The sequence below is a fragment of the Marinobacter koreensis genome (assembly GCF_023156285.1).
Lineage (GTDB): Bacteria > Pseudomonadota > Gammaproteobacteria > Pseudomonadales > Oleiphilaceae > Marinobacter > Marinobacter koreensis.
This window is the reverse complement of record NZ_JAKZAJ010000001.1, coordinates 653,592-675,476: the sequence shown is the minus strand read 5'-3', so window position 1 is coordinate 675,476 and position 21,885 is coordinate 653,592. Positions and strand designations below refer to the sequence as shown.

The 21,885-nt window shown below is 55.8% G+C and carries 20 protein-coding genes; 5 read left to right on the top strand and 15 right to left on the bottom strand.

What is annotated here, in order from left to right:
• Nucleotides 1-4: 4 nt before the first annotated feature.
• The 6 genes from gspD to MLD04_RS03160 all read right to left on the bottom strand — a co-directional run bounded on the left by gspD (nt 5) and on the right by MLD04_RS03160 (nt 6,532).
• Nucleotides 5-1,966, bottom strand: coding sequence for a type II secretion system secretin GspD (gspD, locus tag MLD04_RS03185; RefSeq protein WP_248154704.1), 1,962 nt, complete (start codon nt 1,964-1,966; stop codon nt 5-7).
• Between the two features lie 31 nt (nt 1,967-1,997).
• On the bottom strand, nt 1,998-2,837 hold the full coding sequence (locus tag MLD04_RS03180; protein ID WP_248154702.1) for a type II secretion system protein N: 840 nt from the start codon (nt 2,835-2,837) through the stop codon (nt 1,998-2,000).
• 1 nt (nt 2,838) lies between these two features.
• Nucleotides 2,839-3,630 carry a type II secretion system protein N gene (gspN, locus tag MLD04_RS03175; protein ID WP_248154700.1) on the bottom strand — a complete coding sequence of 264 codons (792 nt, stop codon included), beginning with the start codon at nt 3,628-3,630 and terminating at the stop codon, nt 2,839-2,841.
• 168 nt (nt 3,631-3,798) lie between these two features.
• Nucleotides 3,799-5,451 (bottom strand): chaperonin GroEL, encoded by a 1,653-nt coding sequence (groL, locus tag MLD04_RS03170; protein WP_248154698.1) that lies wholly within the window; start codon nt 5,449-5,451, stop codon nt 3,799-3,801.
• A 74-nt stretch (nt 5,452-5,525) separates the two neighbouring features.
• Nucleotides 5,526-5,813, bottom strand: a complete 288-nt coding sequence (gene groES / locus MLD04_RS03165) for a co-chaperone GroES (protein ID WP_011785505.1) — start codon at nt 5,811-5,813, stop codon at nt 5,526-5,528.
• Between the two features lie 200 nt (nt 5,814-6,013).
• Nucleotides 6,014-6,532 carry an FxsA family protein gene (locus MLD04_RS03160; protein WP_248154695.1) on the bottom strand — a complete coding sequence of 173 codons (519 nt, stop codon included), beginning with the start codon at nt 6,530-6,532 and terminating at the stop codon, nt 6,014-6,016.
• A gap of 91 nt (nt 6,533-6,623) precedes the next feature.
• On the opposite strand from MLD04_RS03160, the gene MLD04_RS03155 reads away from it, so the two are divergent.
• Nucleotides 6,624-7,385, top strand: coding sequence for an SDR family oxidoreductase (locus MLD04_RS03155; RefSeq protein WP_248154693.1), 762 nt, complete (start codon nt 6,624-6,626; stop codon nt 7,383-7,385).
• A gap of 155 nt (nt 7,386-7,540) precedes the next feature.
• Here the strand turns inward: MLD04_RS03155 and MLD04_RS03150 are convergent, their stop codons facing one another.
• From MLD04_RS03150 to MLD04_RS03140, 3 genes are read right to left on the bottom strand one after another with little or no spacing between them, the layout of a single operon-like run.
• Nucleotides 7,541-7,852 (bottom strand): MGMT family protein, encoded by a 312-nt coding sequence (locus MLD04_RS03150; protein ID WP_248154691.1) that lies wholly within the window; start codon nt 7,850-7,852, stop codon nt 7,541-7,543.
• Nucleotides 7,849-9,210 (bottom strand): AmpG family muropeptide MFS transporter, encoded by a 1,362-nt coding sequence (locus tag MLD04_RS03145; RefSeq protein ID WP_379883599.1) that lies wholly within the window; start codon nt 9,208-9,210, stop codon nt 7,849-7,851. The genes MLD04_RS03150 and MLD04_RS03145 overlap by 4 nt, the downstream gene beginning before the upstream one ends.
• Nucleotides 9,211-9,251: 41 nt before the next feature.
• A complete protein-coding gene (locus MLD04_RS03140; protein ID WP_248154687.1) occupies nt 9,252-9,734 on the bottom strand; it encodes a YajQ family cyclic di-GMP-binding protein in 483 nt (160 codons plus the stop codon).
• Nucleotides 9,735-9,861: 127 nt separating this feature from the next.
• On the opposite strand from MLD04_RS03140, the gene MLD04_RS03135 reads away from it, so the two are divergent.
• Nucleotides 9,862-10,833 carry a response regulator gene (locus MLD04_RS03135; protein ID WP_248154685.1) on the top strand — a complete coding sequence of 324 codons (972 nt, stop codon included), beginning with the start codon at nt 9,862-9,864 and terminating at the stop codon, nt 10,831-10,833.
• Between the two features lie 494 nt (nt 10,834-11,327).
• Here MLD04_RS03135 and MLD04_RS03130 read toward each other — a convergent pair whose 3' ends face one another.
• Nucleotides 11,328-12,254 carry a hypothetical protein gene (locus tag MLD04_RS03130; RefSeq protein ID WP_248154683.1) on the bottom strand — a complete coding sequence of 309 codons (927 nt, stop codon included), beginning with the start codon at nt 12,252-12,254 and terminating at the stop codon, nt 11,328-11,330.
• 706 nt (nt 12,255-12,960) lie between these two features.
• On the opposite strand from MLD04_RS03130, the gene MLD04_RS03125 reads away from it, so the two are divergent.
• A complete protein-coding gene (locus MLD04_RS03125) occupies nt 12,961-13,974 on the top strand; it encodes an AraC family transcriptional regulator (protein WP_248154681.1) in 1,014 nt (337 codons plus the stop codon).
• A gap of 44 nt (nt 13,975-14,018) precedes the next feature.
• Here MLD04_RS03125 and MLD04_RS03120 read toward each other — a convergent pair whose 3' ends face one another.
• From MLD04_RS03120 to MLD04_RS03100, 5 genes are all read right to left on the bottom strand, one after another.
• Nucleotides 14,019-15,230 carry an argininosuccinate synthase gene (locus tag MLD04_RS03120; RefSeq protein WP_248154679.1) on the bottom strand — a complete coding sequence of 404 codons (1,212 nt, stop codon included), beginning with the start codon at nt 15,228-15,230 and terminating at the stop codon, nt 14,019-14,021.
• Between the two features lie 148 nt (nt 15,231-15,378).
• On the bottom strand, nt 15,379-15,780 hold the full coding sequence (gene fliS, locus MLD04_RS03115; RefSeq protein WP_248154677.1) for a flagellar export chaperone FliS: 402 nt from the start codon (nt 15,778-15,780) through the stop codon (nt 15,379-15,381).
• 41 nt (nt 15,781-15,821) lie between these two features.
• The gene (gene fliD / locus MLD04_RS03110) at nt 15,822-17,801 is read right to left on the bottom strand and encodes a flagellar filament capping protein FliD (RefSeq protein ID WP_248154675.1); all 1,980 of its coding nucleotides are present in this window, start codon (nt 17,799-17,801) and stop codon (nt 15,822-15,824) included.
• A 195-nt stretch (nt 17,802-17,996) separates the two neighbouring features.
• Entirely contained in the window at nt 17,997-18,434 is a 438-nt protein-coding gene (locus MLD04_RS03105) for a flagellar protein FlaG (protein ID WP_248154673.1), read from the bottom strand.
• A 70-nt stretch (nt 18,435-18,504) separates the two neighbouring features.
• Entirely contained in the window at nt 18,505-19,959 is a 1,455-nt protein-coding gene (locus tag MLD04_RS03100) for a flagellin N-terminal helical domain-containing protein (RefSeq protein WP_248154671.1), read from the bottom strand.
• Nucleotide 19,960: 1 nt separating this feature from the next.
• Between MLD04_RS03100 and MLD04_RS03095 the strand changes: the two genes are divergently transcribed.
• Together MLD04_RS03095 and MLD04_RS03090 are read left to right on the top strand one after the other, a co-directional pair.
• Entirely contained in the window at nt 19,961-20,287 is a 327-nt protein-coding gene (locus MLD04_RS03095) for a hypothetical protein (RefSeq protein WP_248154669.1), read from the top strand.
• Between the two features lie 46 nt (nt 20,288-20,333).
• Nucleotides 20,334-21,851 carry a flagellin N-terminal helical domain-containing protein gene (locus MLD04_RS03090; RefSeq protein ID WP_248154667.1) on the top strand — a complete coding sequence of 506 codons (1,518 nt, stop codon included), beginning with the start codon at nt 20,334-20,336 and terminating at the stop codon, nt 21,849-21,851.
• The last annotated feature ends 34 nt before the right edge of the window (nt 21,852-21,885 follow it).

Below are 21,885 nucleotides of genomic sequence, written 5' to 3'. Positions count from 1 at the left end.
ATCTCTATTGAGCCTGAGCCCCCTCTTCGGATGAGTGGTCAAACAGGCGGTCGATCGCCGGTTGTTTGTCGCTCTTCGGAAGGCCAAGCTTCTCCCGGGTGCCCAGGTCCACATCCCAAAGCGCCTTGTACTTGCGGTTGGTTGCTGCGTGAGCCTCGCCTTTACCGAGCATGATCGTCGGACGCAGGAAGACCAGCAGGTTGCGCTTCACCCGGTTGCGGGATTCTGAGGAGAACAGCCTTCCCAGAACAGGAATGTCGCCCAGCAGGGGCACCTTGCTCTTGGTGACCTGAAGATCGTCGCGGGTGAGTCCACCCAGCACGATGGTTTCGCCATCGTCCGCCAGCACCGTCGTCTTGATTTCACGCTTGTTGGTGACAATGTCCGAGGCGTTCTCGATGCTGTCTGCCACGCTTTCTGTGGTCTGCTCCACAACCAGGCGCACCAGCCCGTCGGCGCTGATGGTGGGTGTTACTTTCAAGGTCAAACCCACATCACGACGCTCAATGGTGGTGAAGGGATTGGTGGCGCTGTCGCCGGTGGATGTGTACTGCCCGGTACGGAACGGTACGTTCTGACCCACCGTAATCTCCGACTCCTGATTGTCCAGGGTGATGATGCTGGGCGTGGAGAGCAGATTTGCGGCACTGGAGGTGGCCAGCGCCTGAAGCAATACGCCCCAGCTCACCCCGTTTTCGTTGCGTTCTCCTGCGCCAACCGTGATGCCACCCACTGCGGGTGTAATAACAGAGTTCGACAGGATGGCCGACAGGACATCTCCCAGGCTGCGCCCCACATTGCCGAAGTTGGTCCCGGCTACCGGTGTCGAACTGCCGGACTCATCGCCAACCGCTAATTGCACACCCAGGTCACGGCCCAGCTCGTCACTGATCTCGACAATGGCCGCCTCGATCATGACCTGCGCACGACGAACGTCCAGTTCGTTAACGATCTGTTCCGCTTCCTGCATCAGCGAAGGGTCACCGCGCACCACCAGGGCATTCAGCCCCTCGTCGGCGAAGACCGAGAAGTTGTTATTGGGATTGCCCGCGGTGCCACCGGAAGAACCTCCGGTGCCACCTTCCTTGATCACCTCACCCATGACGCCTTTCAGGATGTCGGTCAGATTCTTGGCATCCGCGTGCTTCAGACGGAGCACCTTGGTCGTCCCTCCGGTAGCAGAGGGCTGGTCCAGCTTGGCAATCAATTCCCGCATTTTTTCCCGGAACGACTCGTCGCCGCGCAGGATGAGGCGATTGCTGCGCTCGTCTGCAGTTACACTGTATTTTCGGGCCGCATTATCCGCCCCGGCCTTCCCGAGTTCATCCGGGGCCAGCTCTTTCAGGAGGGTCACCATGTCACCGACCCAGGCTTCCTTGAGCTGAATCACCTCTACTTCGTATTTAGAAGGGCTGTCCAGTTCACGGACAATCTGTTCGATGCGTTCAATATTGGAACGGTGGTCACTGATGATGAGGGCGTTGGCGGCGGCCACACCCGCCAGGTGCCCGTACTTGGCCACCAGGGGCCGCAGGATCGGCACCAGCTCAAGCGCGTTGGCATTATCAACCTGAATGACGCGGGTGATGAGCTGTTCCGAGGGCGTTGTCTTGAAGCGCTTCAGGGATTCGGCGGACTGCTTGGCATCCACCTGCTGAACGATCTTGATGACCTCTTCCCCGGGAATAGCGGTAAACCCATGGACATTCAGGACGGCAAGGAAGAGGTCGTAGATCTCATCCTTGGTCATGGGCGCACTGGACAGAACCGTCACCTTGCCCTTTACCCGGGGATCCACCACAAAACTGTACCCGGTGATGTCCGCCACCTGGGTCACAAATGCCCGGATATCGGCATCCTTCAGGTTGAGCCGCCAGGTTTCCTCCTGCCCGTGAGCCATGGACATCAGTGGAAGCAAAACAAGCAGAGCAATGGCTCGCAGAAAGTTGGTCTTGTGGTTATACATCTGGCGATTTGTCCTGTTTCGTTGAACCCGTTCAGCGCCACTGCTCGGGTATGGCATAACTGATAGTAAGAATACTTCCGTCACGTTCGATTTCGATGTCCAGCTGGGACTGGTTTTTCCAATCCTCGAGCAGTGACTTGTCCTGCTCGATATCTCCCAGGCGCTGACCATTGATCGCGGTAATCACGTCGCCAGCCTGGAGATTGACGGCGTTGAGCATGGCATTGGAGCCGTCGTAAACGTACCCCGACGTACCACTGTCATCGACCGGCTTGAGCCCATAAGGGCCCAGTGCCGCCGCTCCCCGGGTATCGAGCTGGGCCCTGGCGTCAGCAAGGAACGTTGCCGCATCAGATTCTGCCGGCTCGGGGCTTGCCTCTGCAACCATTCCGGTATCGGCGGCATCCTCAAACGTAAGCGACTCGTAGCGACCATTGCGCCGCAGCAGAATGCGACTGGCCTCCACTTCGACCAACTCTGCATTGCCCGGAAGCACATCCCCCACGCGATAGTAGGCCGTTTCCCCGTTGCTTCCTGCAACTATAGCACCGGACTCCTCGGAACGTTGGCCCACCAGGACACCCTCCAGCCGCAGACGAAGACCCGTTTCTGGCGCAGACTTCTTGACGACATCCGCCACGCCCGAATTCGCTGCGGGCCGCCCGAAAAAATCATAGCTTGCCATCGGATAGTCCAGGGAGGGGGCGGCGCCGGCGCTCGCTTGCGAGGGCGCGATCGGGACCGGCCTGTCATTCCATGCAAGCAACCAGGTCACCCTGGCCAGCGCAATGCCCAGATACAGGACCAGAGTCACGAGGAGCAGGTTTGCCAGTATTCTCGAGATGCGTTCACCGGCCGCAAGGGACACCATTCTACAGCCCTCCCGGCACAAGCGGTTGCCGAACCCGGAACACCACATCCCCGGGCCTGGCGGATTCCGACCACGGTTGACCCGCAAGATCCACCATTCGTTTGTAAACGCGTATTTCCATCATACCGTTCCAGAGAAGGCTTGCGTCTGCTGCGGGACCGGTCCCGCCCTGCTGCGCAACCGTCAGGGCAACGCCGCCATCGGTGGTGGAAAGGTCGGCGTCCATCGGGGGAAAATCAGCCGAGCCGGTCTGATTGCCCATTGGCCAGGTCACCCTGCCACCCGCCCAACGGGCATGGCCGTCGGCTTCCGTTACCCGATTATCCGCCCAGGTTGTCCGAAGCCGGTCGATCACAACGTCTCCCTCGATCATGGCGCCGCCACTCTTACGGATCAGATCCCGGAATTCCGCCACGCCGATCCGACCCGAGGCTTCAACGTCGACCTGACCAGGCCAGCCAAGGTTCACTGACCCGCGGAGCGAGGATTGGGAGGTATCCAGATGAAAATCGACAGGCAGAACCCATTGGCCGGACGACGGCCACCCGAGTTGCCAGTCGACCCGCACGGGGTAACCCGCAAGCACCACACCGGCGGCACCATCCCAGAGTTTCCCGGAGACCTGACGCACCTGCACCTGGCCTGGAAGGCGAACATGGGGTGACGCTTTTTGCCAGACCCAGCCTGCTGGCACAAACACCACCAACGCCGCCGCATAAACGAAAGCACCCAGCAGAATCAGCAATGCAAGCTTGCCCGGGCGAAAAAAGGATTTTGTTACGGCGTCGCTCATTAATTGACTACACACAAAAACAGACCGGAGACCGAGTCTAGCAAAGGCGTATCGCAAGTTCATGACAAAAAAACAAAAACCCCGCGCCAGCGTGAACCAGCGCGGGGTTTTCGAGGATTGCTCGGGCCGGGACTCAACAAGTGAGCCCCTACCGGGAGCGGGCGCGCATTACATCATGCCGCCCATGCCTCCCATACCGCCCATGCCACCCATGTCCGGCATGCCGCCGCCGGCACCTTCTTCCTGCGGCTCATCCGCAACCATCGCCTCAGTGGTGATGATCAGGGATGCCACGGAAGCGGCAGCCTGCAGCGCGGAACGGGTGACCTTGGCAGGATCCAGGATACCCATTTCCAGCATGTCGCCGTAGGTCTCGGTGGCCGCGTTGTAGCCGTAGGCGCCTTCGCCGTCACGAACCTTGGCAACGACTACGGAAGACTCGCCACCGGCGTTGAATACGATCTGACGCAGGGGGGCTTCCATGGCACGGCGCAGGATGTTGACACCGGCTTTCTGCTCTTCGTTGATCGCGTCGACCTTCTCCAGTGCCGCAATGGCACGGATCAGGGTGACACCACCGCCAGCCACGATGCCTTCTTCAACGGCAGCGCGGGTGGAGTGCAGTGCGTCTTCAACGCGGGCCTTCTTCTCTTTCATTTCCACTTCGGAGCCTGCGCCTACCTTGATGACGGCAACACCGCCAGCCAGCTTGGCTACGCGCTCCTGCAGCTTCTCCTTGTCGTAATCGGAGGTGCTGTCTTCGATCTGCTTGCGGATCTGCTCAACGCGGGCTTCGATGTCTGCCTGCGCGCCGGCACCGCCGATGATCGTGGTGTTTTCCTTGGTGACGTTGACACGCTTGGCGGTGCCCAGATCATCCAGGGTGGTGTTCTCGAGGGTCAGACCGACTTCCTCGGAAATCACGGTACCACCGGTCAGGATGGCGATGTCCTGCAGCATTTCCTTGCGACGGTCACCGAAGCCAGGCGCCTTCACGGCGTTGACCTTCACGATACCGCGCATGTTGTTCACAACCAGCGTCGCCAGGGCTTCGCCTTCGATGTCCTCGGCAATGATCTGCAGCGGCTTGCCAGCCTTGGCTACAGCTTCCAGCACCGGAAGCAGTTCGCGGATGTTGGAGATCTTCTTGTCGACCAGCAGGATGTACGGGTCATCCAGCTCGGCAGACATGTTGTCCTGGTTGTTGATGAAGTACGGGCTCAGGAAACCACGGTCGAACTGCATGCCTTCAACCACGTCCAGCTCGTCTTCCAGGCTGCGGCCTTCCTCAACGGTGATAACGCCTTCCTGACCCACACGCTCCATTGCGTCTGCGATCAGCTTGCCGATGGTCTCGTCGCCGTTGGCGGAGATGGTGCCGACCTGGGCGATGTTGCGGCTGTCGTTGCACGGAGTCGCCATTTCACGGATCGCTTTAACGGCCTCGGTGGTCGCCTTGTCGATGCCGCGCTTCAGATCCATCGGGTTCATGCCGGCAGTCACGGCCTTGATACCCTCGTTGACAATGGCCTGGGCCAGAACGGTTGCGGTAGTGGTACCGTCACCAGCGTTCTCGTTGGCCTGGGAAGCGACTTCCTTGACCATCTGGGCGCCCATGTTCTCGAACTTGTCTTTCAGTTCGATTTCCTTGGCCACGGAAACACCGTCTTTGGTCACGTTCGGAGCGCCAAACGACTTCTCCAGAACCACGTTACGGCCCTTGGGACCCAGGGTTACCTTGACGGCGTCCGCCAGGATGTTGACACCTGCGACCATGCGCTTGCGAGCGCTATCACCAAACTTAACTTCTTTAGCTGCCATGTCTTCTATTCCTGTTCGTTAAACCGAAATTCAACCAATCGGATTAATGAAATTTCGTGCGAATCGCGATGCGATTACTCGAGCACGCCGTAAATGTCGTTTTCGCTCATGATGAGCAGCTCTTCACCGTCAACCTTGACGGTGTTACCGGCGTACTGGCCGAAGACCACGGTGTCACCCACCTTGACCGCCAGGGCGCGGGTTTCGCCGTTGTCCAGGATGCGGCCGTTACCGACGGCAATCACTTCACCCTGGGAAGGCTTCTCTTTGGCGTTACCCGGCAGCACGATGCCACCCGCAGTTTTCTCTTCTTCTTCCTTACGGCGCACGACAACACGATCGTGTAGCGGACGAATTTTCATTGCTCGGCTTCTCCAATAGTCAGATTAATGTGGCAATGACAGTTCATGTTTAAGGTGGCCCGGGAGGTTGCCCTGCTCCGGACACAATTGCCCGGCTGGGAACCCGGTTGATTGACAACCGGATATCAGCCCGCAGCGAACTTGTGAGACCTTAATGGGGTTATCAGGCATGTTTTCAACACCCCCGATAAAAAAATTTTTCACTTTTTCCCGAGGCGATCGTGGTCGCGCTCGGTCTGGTCCTGATAGTCGCCTTCGATGATGTCTCCGTTGGCATCCCGATCGAATGGATTCTGCCCTCCAAAGGGGCCCTGATCGAAGGGACCGCGCCCGCCGGAACGGAAAACGAAGGCACTGCTTTGCCCGGAAACCACCAGGCGTTTCAGAGCCTGAGCCGACAGCCAATGACGAGTAACCGGAATCAGACAGAGGAATCCGATGGTGTCGGTGATGAACCCCGGCGTGAGAAGCAGCGCGCCACCAACGGCAAGGATCAGGCCTTCCGCCACTTCCTTGGCCGGCAGCTCACCGCTGTTGAGTCGCTGGTTGGCTTTGAGCAGCGTGGCCAGACCCTGCTGCCTGAGCAGCGCAGCGCCGATGACGGCCGTCAGAAGAACCAGCCCCACGGTATTGAGCACGCCAATCATTCCGCCCACCTGGATAAGCACCGCCATCTCGGCAATCGGCAGGATGATGAAAAGAAATAGGAAAATGGGCAAAATGCCTCCTGATTGCTTCCGCACAATAAAAACGTTCGTTTCAGGCGCACAGAAAACGTAACACCACCTGACAACTTGATTAGGGCAAACCATGAAAGTTCAAGATTCCGTGATTGCAATTACCGGCGGCGGCCAGGGTCTCGGCCGGGCCATGGCAGAGTTTCTGGCGGCCAGGGGCGCCAAGCTGGCGCTGATTGACCTGGTGCCGGAAAAGCTGGACGAAGCTGCCACCGCTTGTCGCGAAGCCGGCGCTGAGGCGCGCACCTACGTCTGTAACGTCGCCAAAGAAGCGGATGTGGAGAGCACCTTCGAGGCCATACTTAAAGATTTTGGCCATCTGAACGGGCTGATCAACAACGCGGGCATTCTGCGCGATGGCCTGATGGTGAAGGTGAAAGACGGCAAGGTCGAGAAGCGCATGGAGCTCTCCCAGTGGCAGTCGGTGATTGATGTAAACCTCACCGGGGTATTCCTGTGTGGTCGGGAGGCCGCAACCCGCATGATCGAGAATGGCGATCAGGGCGTCATCATCAACATCGCTTCGATTTCCCGGGCGGGCAACATGGGACAGAGCAATTATTCCGCGGCCAAGGCGGGTGTGTCGGCTCTGGTGCCGGCGTGGGCAAAGGAGCTGGCCCGTTACGGGATACGCTGTGCGGGGATTGCGCCGGGGTTTGTGGAGACGGAGATGACGGCGTCGATGAAGCCGGAGGCCCGGGAGAAGATGACGGCGGGTATTCCGCTGCGGCGTATGGGGCGGCCGGATGAGATTGCTCATGCGGCGGCGTTTATTTTCGAGAACGATTATTTGTCTGGGCGGATGATTGAGGTGGATGGGGCTTTGCGGCTCTGATTTCACCGCTGCCTCTGGGGAAGTCTGACACTTGAGGAAGAGCCGAAGGCGGGGGAGTCTTTTCTCTTTGAAAAGAACTCGCTGCGCTCGGACATCTTTTCTGGCAGAGAAAAGACTCCCCCACCTCCGGCTCCCAGGCAAAGCAGTTATTTCTTTTATGGGGTCCAGCGGTATTTGGCCATTCGGACCCTGCCGTCGATCACTTCTACGCCTTCCTCTCTCAACAATGACGTTTGGCGGATGTAGGCCGGTGAACCTTCCGGAAAAGCAATCTGGCCGTTGGTGCGAATAACCCGGTACCAGGGGACGGAGTGTCCGGCTGGCAACTTCCCTAGCGCTCGACCGACAAACCGGGCCTGCCGGCCCAGGCCGGCCATGTCGGCGACCTGGCCGTAGCTGGCCACCTTTCCCGCCGGGATAGCGGCAACGACTTGCCAGATTTTCTGTTCTCTGGTCGGTTCGTTCATGGCTGGACGGGCTCGGTGGATTTGGCGGGCGCGAGTTCGTCCAGCCGTCGTCCGTGGCGCATGAGGAACAGGACGAGCAGGATCGCGGGGACGCCCATGATGGCGGAGACGGTGAAGAACTGGGCGTAGCCGAAGTCGGCGACCACGATGCCGGAGAAGCCGCCCAGGAATTTGCCGGGCAGGGTCATCAGTGAGCTGAACAAAGCGTACTGGGTGGCGGTGAAGGAGGCGCTGGTCATGCCCGAGAGCCAGGCGATCAGGGCGACGTTGGCGATGCCGCCGCTGAGGTTGTCGGCGCTGACGACCACGGCGAGGGTGTAAATGTTCGGCGGATACTGGGCCAGCCAGACAAACAGCAGGTTGGTGGCAGCGGTGAGTATGGCGCCGGCCAGCAGGACGCGCCTTACGCCGTAACGAACAACCAGTACGCCACCGGCCAGGGAGCCGGTGATGGTCATGAAGAAGCCGAAGAGTTTGGTCACGTCGGCGACCTGGGTCTTGGAGAAACCCATGAAATCCAGATAGAACGGGTTGGCCATGACACCCATGGCAATGTCCGCCACTCGATAAAGGGCCACCAGCGCCAGGATGGCGATGGCGAGTTCCCGATAACGCTGGAAGAAGTCCACAAACGGGCCTGCGACGGCAGCATAGAACCAGCCTGCCAGTCTCGCCATGCGTGGCGTGAGGTGATTGCGTTTGGTGGTTTCCTCTTGCACGCGATGGGCAATGTCGGCCGCGGCGGCAAAGTGATTGACGGCCGGCTCTTTCACGATCAAAACGGTCAGGGCCCCGACCCCGACCAGCGCTGCCATGGTCAGGTAGGACACCTGCCAGGACCAGAATTCCGCCAGATACAGTGCGCCGGCTCCCGCCACCAGTAGGGCGAGCCTGTACCCGAAGATGTAGGTTGCCGCCAGGGCGGCCTGAAGGCGTTCCTCGGCGATCTCGATCCGGTAGGCGTCAATACCGATGTCCTGCGTGGCGGAGGAGAACGCGACGAGCAAGCCACTCAGGGCGATCAGTTCCGGATGGGCGACGGCGTCGATGTTCGCCATCAGGTACAGCCCTGTCGCGATACCCGTCTGGGCCAGCAGTATCCAGCTTCTTCGCTTGCCCAGGAGCCGGTCGAGAAACGGCAGCTTCAGGCGATCGACCACCGGGGCCCAGAACACCTTGATGGAATAGGTAATCCCCAGCCAGCTGAAAAAACCGATGGTCGCGGTGTCCACACCCACGTCTGCCAGACGGGCGTTCAGGGTGGAGAACACCAGCAGAAACGGAAGTCCGGCGGAGAATCCGAGAAACAGCAGCGCGATGACCTGCCAGCGGGTGTAGGTGTAAAGCGTTTCCCGGATCAGGGTAAGGCGGCTAGGGGTTTGGATAGGTCTGCTCCGGGTCAGTCGCGGAAATTGTTGAACTGCAGCGGAATGTCCAGCTCTGCTTCCTTCAGCATGGCGATGGCGCCCTGCAGGTCATCCCGCTTCTTGCCAGTCACCCGCACCTTGTCGCCCTGGATGCTGGCCTGAACCTTCATTTTCTGGTCCTTGATCATCTTGACGATCTTCTTCGCCATGTCGGTCTCGATGCCCTGCTTCAGGGTGAAGTGTTGACGCACCAGCTTGCCGGCCTTGCTATCGCCGTCTTCCGCCAGCGCCCGGGTATCGATGTTGCGTTTGGCAAAGGCCATGCGAAGCATGTCCTTGAGTTGCTCAAGCTGAAATTCCTGCTCGGAACTCAGCGTGATGCGCTTGTCGTCCAGTTCGATGTCTGCTTCCACGTTTTTGAAATCCCAGCGGTTGCCCAGTTCACGTTTGGCCTGATCCACCGCATTTGTGACTTCGTGCATATCAATTTCAGAAACTATGTCAAAAGAGGGCATGGTCGTTATTCTCCGGGCATGCGCAAGGGTATACTTGCGTGACATATTATGTTGGAAATTGCCGCCGATCATACCAAGTGCGGACATTCACCGCATCTGACAATGGACTGGTAAGAAGTAGAGAATAATGCCAAACCTTGACCTCCCCATTCTCGTAGTAGATGACGCCAAATTCAGTAGTATGGTGGTTAGCCGCACCCTGAAAAATGCCGGTTATCGCGACGTACGCATTGCCCATAACGCGCCCATGGCGCTTGAGCTGATTGAACAGCGCGCGGTCAGCGTGCTGATTGCCGACTGGCTGATGCCGGAAATGGACGGCCTCCAGCTGACCGACCGGGTACGACAGCAGGACGAGCAGAACAACCACTACACCTACGTGATCCTGCTGACGGCCAGGGAGAGTGTCGAGGCGCTGTCCGAGGCCTTCGACCGGGGCGTGGACGACTTCATCTACAAGTCGGACATGACCAAGCAGCTCATCCCCCGGATCTTCGCGGCCGACCGGATGGCCGACCGCCAGAACACCCTGCTGCGAGCCAACGCACTGCTGATCGAGAACAACCGGGAGCTGGAATCGACCAACATCATCGACCTGGAAACCGGCCTGTGTAACAACAAATACGCCCGGGAACGACTGCAGAAAATCCTGCGGCATTCAGAAGCCCGGGGCGGCGCCTCTGCCTATGTGTTGTGCGGTATTCGCAACTGGCAGGAACTCAAGCGCAAACATCCCCCTTCCATCATGAGCGAGCTGGCAATCGGTATTGCCCGGCGCCTGAGCGCCCTGATTCGCCCGATCGATACCCTGTGTCGGGTGGGCGACAACCAGTTCGCCATGGTTGCCTATTTCCCCAACAGCGATCTGTGCACCACCGCCGCCTTCCGGCGCGTGTTTGACGGCATCAACCACAAGGCGCTGAAAACCACCGCGGGGTATGTCTCGGTTGAGGCCGGCATGGTGCTGTGCAAGGCCGATGCCCAGAACGGCACGCCCTCCGTTCCGGACATGGAACGTGCTGCCGTGCAGGGGCTCGTGGACGCCTATGAGACGCGTCGGTTCACGGAAACTTCGCCCGACATCACCGCGAGTGCCTAAAAAACATTCAGTAACACTGAGACACACATCACACACAGACACGGCAGAGCGAAACGCCTATTCTGACATTGTGGATTCAAGCAGTATCCCCCAGGGCGGAGGAGCCGTGTAGTACCTCCGCCGCCAACTGGGACTTCCACAGGATCAACGAATTTTTCAGGCACTTTCGTTCTTTCCGAATTTTTTAGGCCAGCTTTTTAGCTGGCCTTTTTGTCGTCTACGTTCCGCCCGGAAATTTGTTGTCATCTGAAAAATGAAAAATCGGGTATCATTAACCCCGCCGTCAAAAAGCGCATTCAAACGGATTGCAACTTGGGCTTTGTATTGGCCATTGTAGATCAAATTGAAGAGGGTGGGTGACCCGGCCCCCTCTTATTAGGGTAACTCAGGTTATAAGGTGCTCACCTTTGCTTCTTCAGCCTTCTGCACGATTGTAAAAACACATATCGTATTTAAGCTTTTCTGGATTCACAAAAAGCAAGGAATCCAAGCGTCTAGTAGTAGCCATATTTCTTCAAATCCAAGTCAAAAACTCTATCTAGTTTTTCATTACTTTCGCGATACAAAGACATTATTCTTGCGTCGAGCTCTGGGGGAGACTCCCATTCATTTTGAGCAAACGTCTTCCTAAAAGACTGCGCTAGGTTTTCTCTTATCTTGATGTCAATTTTCACCGAGTTCCATACCGCACCACTTATCTCAATTTCATTAAGCCACTTCTTGAAAGTTGCGCTATCTTTAGCTACCAAATGAAGTATCGATTCAGCAATTGGTACAGAACCCAGCCCGGATCCGAAGAAATGCCTATTGTTAATGTTAATTATACTCCTAATTTTAGACTCATCAAGTGAATCACTGGCATGCTTTGGCTCAAAGTCAATTTCAGACACCTTAATATGCTGTTTAAAAAATTTGTTTACACGTGATAAAAATTCCGCCTTATCATCCAAAATCAATTCATATGGTATAATGTGGCACTCGTGTCCACGATCACGAAATAACGAGATGATGTACTCATAGTCCAAAACCCCTTGAAATCCAATTTGTAGGGGTAAAGCGAACATTTCAATATATTGTTTTTGCGACATAGGGTTACCCAAACCCTTCAATGAAGTAGAGTGTACTGATTTAAGGTAATCTATCTGTCGCCTTATAGTGATGTAGATCCTTATTTTCGGAAGAATCTCTGAGATACGTCTTATACGCTCCTCCAATGAGACATTGCCAAACTCCGGGAATAAGACCAATTCCTGACTTAGGATGTTATTCTTATTTTCGTCTAGAATTTTTCCACACTTCTTTTTAAAGTCTTCCCATTCTCTCAAGTTAGCCCTGTTCAAATATGTCCAAAAAAGATCATGTAGAGCGCGAGAGTCGACACTTTGCTGTCTTGCTGACGAAGGGTCATAGACATTACTCATACCCCTCCGACCACAAAAATTGACGTTTTTCATAACAGGAAACAGTTGATTTTGATGCCAAGTAGTCGATGTTCTTGGCATTCCGACGTGGAAAACAGAGTTATCGAACATTTGATAATACCCTCTAAAGGTGAGCCAGTTGTAGCGACACGGGAACTTATCTTCTAGTCATTTTATCATGTCTAATGACAAGCCCGCGAACACCTAGACGCCTGATCGCTGAATAAAATACGGTATAACATTGTCGACGTCGGACTACCCGCTATGTTTCCGTGGCATCGGGCTCAATTTTTGAGCATCTCGATCGAGTTGAAGTTATTGGGACTTAATGTTACTCAATCCAGTGGATCTTCTGTTACATTTTTTCTCTATTTATTAGAAGAAAGATTCACTCTACAACCGCATTATCACGACAACTGCCTCGACGACTCTGACCTGCGCTCAACGCTCCACTCCTTTCTCATCGTATTAATGTTCATCACTGGAGAGTATTCAGATTAGATGCGGGAGCAAGTCATATCCCCTGTGCACTGACCTCCTGCAGTTTAGCCCCCAGGAAGAGATGCTTTGGTCGGAATCATAGGCAAAACGCGGCGCTGAGTCGGTTAGGTGTCAACCTACACTCTTTCTTCTATTTTCGACACCAGTTCTTCTGTCCATTCAGGTATAGTCAGGTACTGACAACTTCCAAAAAATCTCTGCCATAATGAAAACTCTCGGAACCGCCTCCGTTGCTGCCCTTCGCCAATACATTCGTGCTGCCGATTCGGCCGGCATGGACATCAATCGCCTTTTCGACCAAGCCGAACTGGACCAGAACATCCTGGACACCGACGACGGCCGCATTAACGGCGAGCAGTTCCAGTACTTTATCCGTTTATTGTGCGAACAAACCGGCAACCCGATCCTGGGTCTGGAAACAGGCGACTTCGTTCAACCCGGCTCCTACAGCGTGCTTGGCTACATCACCATGAGCTGCGCAACCCTGGGCGAAGCCGTGGCACGCATTGCGCCGTTCGAAAAACTCGTTGGAGACATGGGCACCACCAGCCTCGCCATGAAAGGCGACGACATCAAACTGACCTGGAACTGCAACTACAACGACCCTGTCGTTCGGCCGCAACTGGTGGATAACGTGTTTGCCTCCTGGGTGAACTACGCCCGCTGGCTCGCGGACAATCAGGAGGCGTCACCGAGCCTGGTAAAACTGCGGCGCCCTTCCCCGGGCCCGGATCTTGAACGGGCCTATGAGGAACGATGGCACTGCCCGGTACAGTTTTCCTCCGATCAGGACAGTGTCACCCTCAAAAAGGATCTCCTTGAAACCCGCCTCCGACAGCCGGACCCCCTGCTCCGGAAAACCCTGGAAGCCCATGCGCTCAGTCAATTGGCCTCTCTGGAAACCGGCGACGACCTCCCTTCGAAAGTTCGACACAGCATTCAGCAGCAACTGATGCAAGGCATTACCCGACAGGACATGGTGGCAGAAGACCTGGGCATGACACGTCGCACCCTGCAACGAAAGCTGAGCCAGGAGGGCGTGTCTTACCAGCAACTCCTCGACGACGTGCGGCAGACCATGGCAGAGGACTATCTGCGGAACAGCGAACTGGCCATTCCGGATATTGCGTTGAGACTGGGATACAGCGAAACGACATCGTTTCACCGGAAGTTCAAAGCGGTGACGGGGAAAACGCCGGGGGAGTTTCGTGGGGGATAAAAATGGGGTCAGATGAAAAGTTCATCTGACCCCATGTTCATGCCTTAAAGCTTGCGGCCCTTACCAGCGGCGATCCGCAAACGCAGAGCGTTCAGCTTGATGAAGCCTTCCGCATCCTTCTGGTCATAGGCACCCTGATCTTCCTCGAAGGTGGCGATCTTCTCATCGAACAGAGAATCGTCAGACTTCCGACCGGCCACATCGACGTTGCCCTTGTAGAGCTTCAGACGAACCGTACCGTTCACGTATTCCTGGGTCTGATCAATCAGCGCCTGCAGGGCTTCCCGCTCCGGTGACCACCAGTAACCGTTGTAGATCACCTCGGCATAGCGCGGCATGAGACTGTCTTTCAGGTGCGCGACTTCACGGTCCAGGGTGATGGACTCAATGGCGCGATGGGCGCGCAGCATGATGGTTCCGCCCGGGGTCTCGTAACAGCCGCGAGACTTCATGCCCACATAGCGGTTCTCGACGATGTCCAGACGACCAATACCATTCTCACCCGCCAGCTTGTTCAGAGTTTCCAGAACTTCGTGCGGCTTCATCTCCTGGCCATTGATGGCCACGATGTCGCCCTTGCGGTAGGTCAGCTCAACGTAAGTCGGCTTGTCCGGAGCGGCCTCCGGGGAAACACTCCAGCGCCACATATCTTCCTCGGCTTCCGCCCAGGGATCCTCGAGGTTGATGCCCTCATAGGAAATGTGCAGCAGGTTGGCGTCCATGGAGTAAGGCGACTTGCCCTTCTTCTTCTCCACCGGGATGTCACGCTCGTCGCAGTAGGCCAGCAGCTTTTCCCGGGAGTTCAGATCCCACTCACGCCAGGGCGCAATCACCTTCACACCCGGCTTGAGTGCATAGGCGCCCAGCTCGAAACGGACCTGATCATTACCCTTACCGGTGGCGCCGTGAGAAATGGCATCCGCGCCGGTTTCGTTGGCAATCTCCACCAGTCGCTTGGCAATCAGCGGGCGGGCAATGGAGGTACCCAGCAGGTACTCACCTTCGTAGATGGTGTTTGCACGGAACATCGGGAAGACGTAATCGCGAACGAACTCGTCGCGCAGATCCTCGATATAGATTTCCTTGACGCCCAGCGCCTCGGCCTTTGCGCGCGCCGGCTCGACTTCCTCGCCCTGGCCGATGTCAGCGGTGAAGGTCACCACCTCGCAGTTATAGGTATCCTGCAACCACCGAACGATTACGGAAGTATCCAGGCCACCGGAATAGGCCAGCACCACCTTTTTGATATCAGACATGCCCTTGCTCCAGACTGAACAGAATGGATGTGTTGAAAATAAGGGCGCTATTGTACGGGAGTGACGGGGGATTGGCTATTGGGAGGGCAACCACACCAAAGCCTGCCCTCCGTGCGAGGGCGGCTTCGGATAGGTGTTTTGTTGGAACTCAGCCGACCGCTTGTTGCTGAGAGACCACTTCTTCGCGGATGCCGTCCCAGCCCTCCTTGATGGAGCGGAGCAGTTCCAGAACTTCATCAAGCTTGGCGACATCGTTTTTGGCGCTGCCTTCCAGAAGGGTACGCTCCATGTAGTCATACAGACCTTCAAGGCGCGCTGCCAGGTCTCCGCCCCTCTCGAAATCGAGGAAAGAGCGCAAGCCGCCAATGATCTCGATGGCCTTGTTCAGAAGCTGGGCCTTACCCGCGTAATCCTTCGCCTGCATGCGTGCCTTGGCCATGTTGATCCGCTCAATCGCCCCGTTGTACAGGAGTTGGATCAACTTGTGAGGATCCGCATCGGTGATGCTGGTTTGGGTGTTTACGCGCTGGTATGCCTGCAAACCGTTCATATCAAACCTCTTTTCGACACTCGAACTGTCCGTTCACCGGATCAGTTCTTTTGGTTGTTCTGTGGAGCCAGGGCTGCGAGCTGCTGGCTGACGTAATCCTGGGTGCTGTTGAGCTGGGAAATCAGTGAATCGGCGGCTGTAAATTGCGCAACCAGACGCTCACGATAGGACGCAATCCGCGAATCCAGTCGTGCACGGTCTTCCGCGATACGATCCAGATCCTTGCGCAAGCCCTCGGTCTTTGCCGAAATAGAACCATCTGATCCGACAACGTTGGTGATCAGATCGACCGTACGCTCACCAACACCCTGAATGAATTCGATCTTGCCCCGGTTTCCTGTGGTACCACCATTTACGCGAACTTCGATACCCGCTGCACCACCGGCGCCCTCTACAAACAGGTTTTGACCTTCTCCGGTTGCACGCTGGCCATTGATGGTTCCCGCCACGTCAACGCCAGCGGTGCCAGAAGCGACAGAGAGGCCCAACTGTGCCTGGGTGTTGGTATCCACGGAGGTCACGTTTACGTTCGAGTTGCTACCGTAGCTGTCCGACGTGAATTTGATCGCACCGGAGGTAGCATCAAACTCTGCGATCACCGATTTTCCGCTGGCGGCAAGGGCCGAACTGGCATTAAGCTGATTCTGGATCTCGGCGGCGAGGCCGTCACGGGTATAGGTTCCAGCCGTGAGCTGTACCGACACGGATGTTTCCCCATCGACGAGCAAGGAAAACTGATCGTTGTTCGCATCGATGGTGACACTGCCCGTGCCCACATTGGTACCGGTGTAGGCACCTTGAGTGGCCACCTGGCTGATATTGACCGAATATTCCCCCGGCTCTGTATTCACACCACTTCGCAGGAACTCGATCTGATCATCGGAAGTACGACCCTGCTCCGCAAACAACGCCGTTACGTCGTTCGGGTTGGCTTTCAGCTTTCCAATGAACTTCTGCTTATCGAAATCCAGGCCACCGGTTTCGTAATTCGTGGAAATGCCCACGTCGGCCAGGGTCCGTACCGAGGCATTTTCCATTCCCGGAACCACCCGTCCGATGATCTGCCGCAGCTGGTTCTGGATTCCACGAACGGTTGAATCACCGGAGAGGATCCCGCCCTGACCCGTTTCAGCGTTGTAACCTGCAAGGCCCTTGATGGTCTGCTGCAGCGCGTTGAAGCTGTCAACGAAGCTTCCGACGCGGTCCGCAACCTTGTTGAAATCCTGCGTCACCTTCACCGTTGACGTGATACCTTCCTGTGTCACGTCAAGCGAGACGCCATCAATCACATTGTCAATGCTGTTGGTCGGCCGGCTGATGGAGATACCGTTAACCTGAACAACCGCATCCTTGGCGGCGACGGTCTCCGTCAGATTGTTGGTCGTGCCATCAAACGCAAACTGCGAGAGTCCTGTCGCGTCGGTGTTATTCCCGTCGCTGTCGCTGACAGAGACGGAAACGGCGTTTTCCACACCGGTTTCATTTGCTGAGAAAACCAACCGATAGCCGCTACCGGTATCGATCACCCCGGCACTCGCACCAATGCCGGCATCATTGATTGCCGCCGCAATTCCCTGCAACGTGTTGTTGGAGGAATCGATGGTGATATTGGCGGTCTCCCCACCCACATTCAGGGTGAGCGTGCCACTGCCAATAGCCGTCGTGTCACGATCCTGGAAGGTACCGGATGCCAGCGACTGAGCCTGGGCCAGGCTGTCTACCTGGACTGTATAGGTCCCCTGGCTCGCTTTTTTGGAATCAACAGAAACGCTCACGCCATCGTTTGACGAACTCCCTGAAAACGCTTTGAGATTGTCCGGGGAGCTGAGCTGACGCATCGGCAGGCGGAGGTCAGTAATGGCACTTTTCAGTTTGCCATAAGCCGAGATCAGCGCTTCGGTTCGCTTCTGGTTGAAATCCAGACGCTGCGATGTCGGCTTTTTCTCGGCAGCCACCAACTGGTCAACAAGATCCGAGCTCAGGACGCCGGATCCGATACCAAGTGAAGATATACCTGCCATTTCCTTCCTCCTCAGGGGAGCGTTCAATCAGTCTATTCTAGTTAACGGCAACCGGCGGCAAAACTTTGCCCTCTATACCGATTAATTTGTAACCGTTCTTTTCTATAACCAGGGCTTCAAAGCAGAACACCGTCGGACCCTTTCGGATGCGACGGTACTGTTATCCCGCTGTTCTCACAAGCCTGGCGGCATTGCCTAAACCTTGATATTGAACAACGACAGCGGTTCTTCCTGCTGCAAATTCTCTGCCAACCTCAATGCCACCTCATCCGGAATCTGCCGAATCACTTCCTGGGTTTGCTGATCAACAACACGAACGATGGTTTCACCCCGCTCGTTATCGACCTCAAACTGCAGATCCCGCTGGACATTCTGGACGTAGTCGTTGAGCTGCGACACCGCATCATCAAGCTGGTCCCGCTGCAACTCCGCACGCTTCTCAAGCTTTTGAGCTTCGGAAACCTGCTTCTTTTGCGGCCCCAGCGACATTTCGCCCGGCTTGCCAGTGGATGAAGGAGCAAGGTCGGAGGCATTCCTGCCTTCGCCCTGAGATGACGACAGTGCCCTAGCCTGCGCCCGACCATTGGAGCTTATCAGCTTCAGATCTGCGCTATTCAGGTTAACGTCATTCATAGCTTACCTCGCTATCCTCAGACGGCGGAAAATCGGGATCCGGAGATCCCGACTTCCACCTGCGTCCCGATTACTGCAGGAGGGACAGAACCTGCTGCGGACGAGCGTTCGCCTGCGCCAGGACAGAGATGCCAGCCTGCTGGAGAACCTGGGACTTGGACAGCTTGGCGGTTTCAGCCGCAAAGTCTGCGTCCAGGATCCTGCTCTGCGCGGCAGAGAGGTTCTCGGAAGTGGTGGCAATCGCGTCGATGGTTGAACTGAAGCGGTTCTGGATTGCACCGAGGTCAGCGCGCTGGCTGTTGATTGAAGTCAAAGCAGCGTCTATGGTTTCAATCGCCTTGTTCGCACCAGCCGCATCACCAATATCAATTTCAGCGACGCTTTGGAGCTTCCCGCTGACCGGGGATGCATTATTAACAACCAGCGCATCGCTTCCCGTAATACTGAATGCCGAACTAGAGCTGAAACTGAGCTCCCCTGTCACTCTTGTTCCGGTGTCAGTACTTGTGAGTTTCGCTGTATCAGTATTGGTGCCGTCAGTGGTTGTCACATCAATGACGCCAGTAGAGTTCTCAATTACGATATCATCGCCCGCGCTGCTATTGAGCAAGACACTTCCGCTATCATCCAGCTTGGCAGTTATACCAGTGGTCGCAGACGCATCGTTAATCGCGGAAACAAGGGAGCTGTAGTCATTGCTATCAATGGTTGCAGAAATGCTTACCGCGTCCGTATTCTCGCCGGTCAAGTCAAACGAGATTGTGCCGGTGGTCATGTTCGACAGTGTAGCGTTTGTCTCAGCATCCGCTGTAACACCGGTCTTACCACTCAACTCATTCACCGATGCGGCGATGTCCTTCGCCGTCGCATTGACATCATATTCCGCTTTCAGAGTTTCTCCATTCCCTGATACTGTTAAATTCCCCTTGGCGATGCCATTGTCGGCGGGAACTGTAGCAGCGGCCGCAGTAAGATTCGCAGTGGCACTTCCGCTTGAAGAGTCGGCGGTGTAGTTACCAATATCGGTAGCGCGTGCGCTACCGAGGGTCACGTTAATTGTTTGATTTGCATTGGCACCAACCTGGAACTGAGCGTTTGTAAAATTACCATCCAGAAGCGTGCGACCATTGAAGTTGGTAGTATCTGCAACACGATTCAGTTCGGCCTGAAGCTGCGTCACTTCCGCCTGCAAAGACTTCCGGTCAGAGGCAGAGTTGGTGTCATTCGCGGACTGGACAGACAGCTCACGAATACGCTGCAGAAGATCACCCGCCTGCCCGAGAGCGCCTTCAGCGGTCTGTGCCAGGGAAATGCCGTCATTGGCGTTGCGCTGGGCAACGTTCAGACCGCGGATCTGGGAATCAAAGCGTGAGGAAATTGCCAGACCAGCCGCATCGTCTTTCGCAGAGTTGATACGCAGACCGGAAGACAGACGCTCCAGGGCCTGGTCAGACAGTGACTGGGACTTGTTCAGGTTGTTCTGCGCAGACAGAGACGCGACGTTGGTGTTAATACCGAGAGCCATTATGCTTCTCCTTCGACTGATGTCGTCATTTCATGGAAAAGGTCTGGCGCCCGTTTTTTGGGTTAGGAGCGCCGCCCTGTTACACCCCTTAACGGCGCTCCCCAAACAAGCTTTAGAAAAAATTACCAATAATTTGTTAACGATTGTAAAAGCGGCAATTTGCTGCCCTATTTCTGCCGGAATACCGGCATGCGGGATCGGACCAACCAGAACGAAACTGACCAAAAAATTACTTACCAGACTGTTTTCATTGTTTTTTTATTTTTGTGGCACAGGCTTCGCGTTAGCACTGGCAAACGAACAACTTTTTGCCGGTGCTTGTGCCTGATGTTTTTTCCGCCCGAGTACCGCTCAGCTGAGCAGGGAGAAAAACCATGCCACAAATTATCAATACGAATATTGCATCACTGAATGCGCAGCGTAACTTGAACGCCTCTCAGAGGGATGCCGACACAGCGCTACAGAGACTTTCCTCAGGTTTACGAATCAATTCAGCAAAGGATGATGCGGCTGGCCTGGCAATTTCTGAGAGATTCACCTCGCAAATCAGAGGTCTTAACCAGGCCCAACGCAATGCGAATGATGGTATCTCCCTGGCCCAGACGGCAGAAGGAGCGCTCGACGAATCGGGACAAGTTTTACAACGAATCCGGGAATTATCCATTCAGTCGGCAAACTCCACTAACTCAGCATCCGACCGAGCTGCCCTTCAGTCAGAAGTAAACCAGCTTAAACAAGAGCTCCAGCGAATTGCAGAGACCACGGAATTCAATGGCCTCAAGCTTCTTGATGGCTCGTTCCAGGCGCAGAGCTTTCAGGTTGGTGCTAACGAGAACCAGACGATCTCTGTGTCTGTAACCGGTGCGACAAACCAGGATCTCGGCAATTATCAGATCCAGAAGGCCAGCTCGGTCGATAATGTTGGAGCGGGCTCTCCCTCAACTGCAGAATCTAACCTCACCGTAGCTCAAGCCAACCATCCTGTGGGCACGCAAAACTTGACAGTCGCAAGTGCTTTGGGACAGGAAACCTTTCAGATTGATGCCGGGTCAAGTGCAAGGGAAATCGCCGCAGAAGTGAACAAAAGATCAGAAGCTACAGGGGTTTCAGCTACTGCGCGTACAACTGCCGAGATCACCACGGACACAGCAGGAACAATCTCATTCGACTTGATAACTCCATCAGGAGAGTCCTCTCGAATCACAGCAACCGTCAACGACCCCGAAGACCTGAGCGAACTCGCAACCGTCATCAATCGGGCCGCTGGCAAAACGGGAATTAACGCAGAAGTTGATGGTGGAACCATCAATTTGACACAAGATGGCGGCGACGACATCCAAATCGACAACTTCAGCCACAGCGGACCGGGGAACTTAACGGTTTCAGGCGCAGAGGGAAGCGGAACATCTACTGATCTTCTTGGTAACGATACCAGCAAAGACTCTCTTGTAGTGACAGGCGTAGTGGATTTCTCTTCCTCAGATGCTTATACGGTGTCCTCTGATGCAGAAAATAACGCTACTGATAAATCCATATTCGATGTCGCTGCCGATACCCCGGTGGGCTCACAAAAACTTACGGTGGCATCCATAGATATCAGCACGATTGAAGGTGCAGGCGCTGCAATATCTGTGATAGACGGGGCTCTTGCGGTTGTAAACGGGATTCGTGCAGACTTGGGCGCAGTTCAATCTCGTTTCGAGTCCACAATTGCCAATCTGAGCACGACATCAGAAAATCTCAGTGCTGCACGATCGCGGATTCAGGATGCTGATTTTGCCGCAGAAACGGCTGAGCTGGCACGAACTCAGGTACTTCAGCAGGCAGGGCTCTCGATACTTGCGCAGGCAAATGCCCGTCCGCAGCAGGTCTTGCAGCTATTACAGGGATAATCTAGTCTTTGCGGGTGGCATGCACCCACCCGCC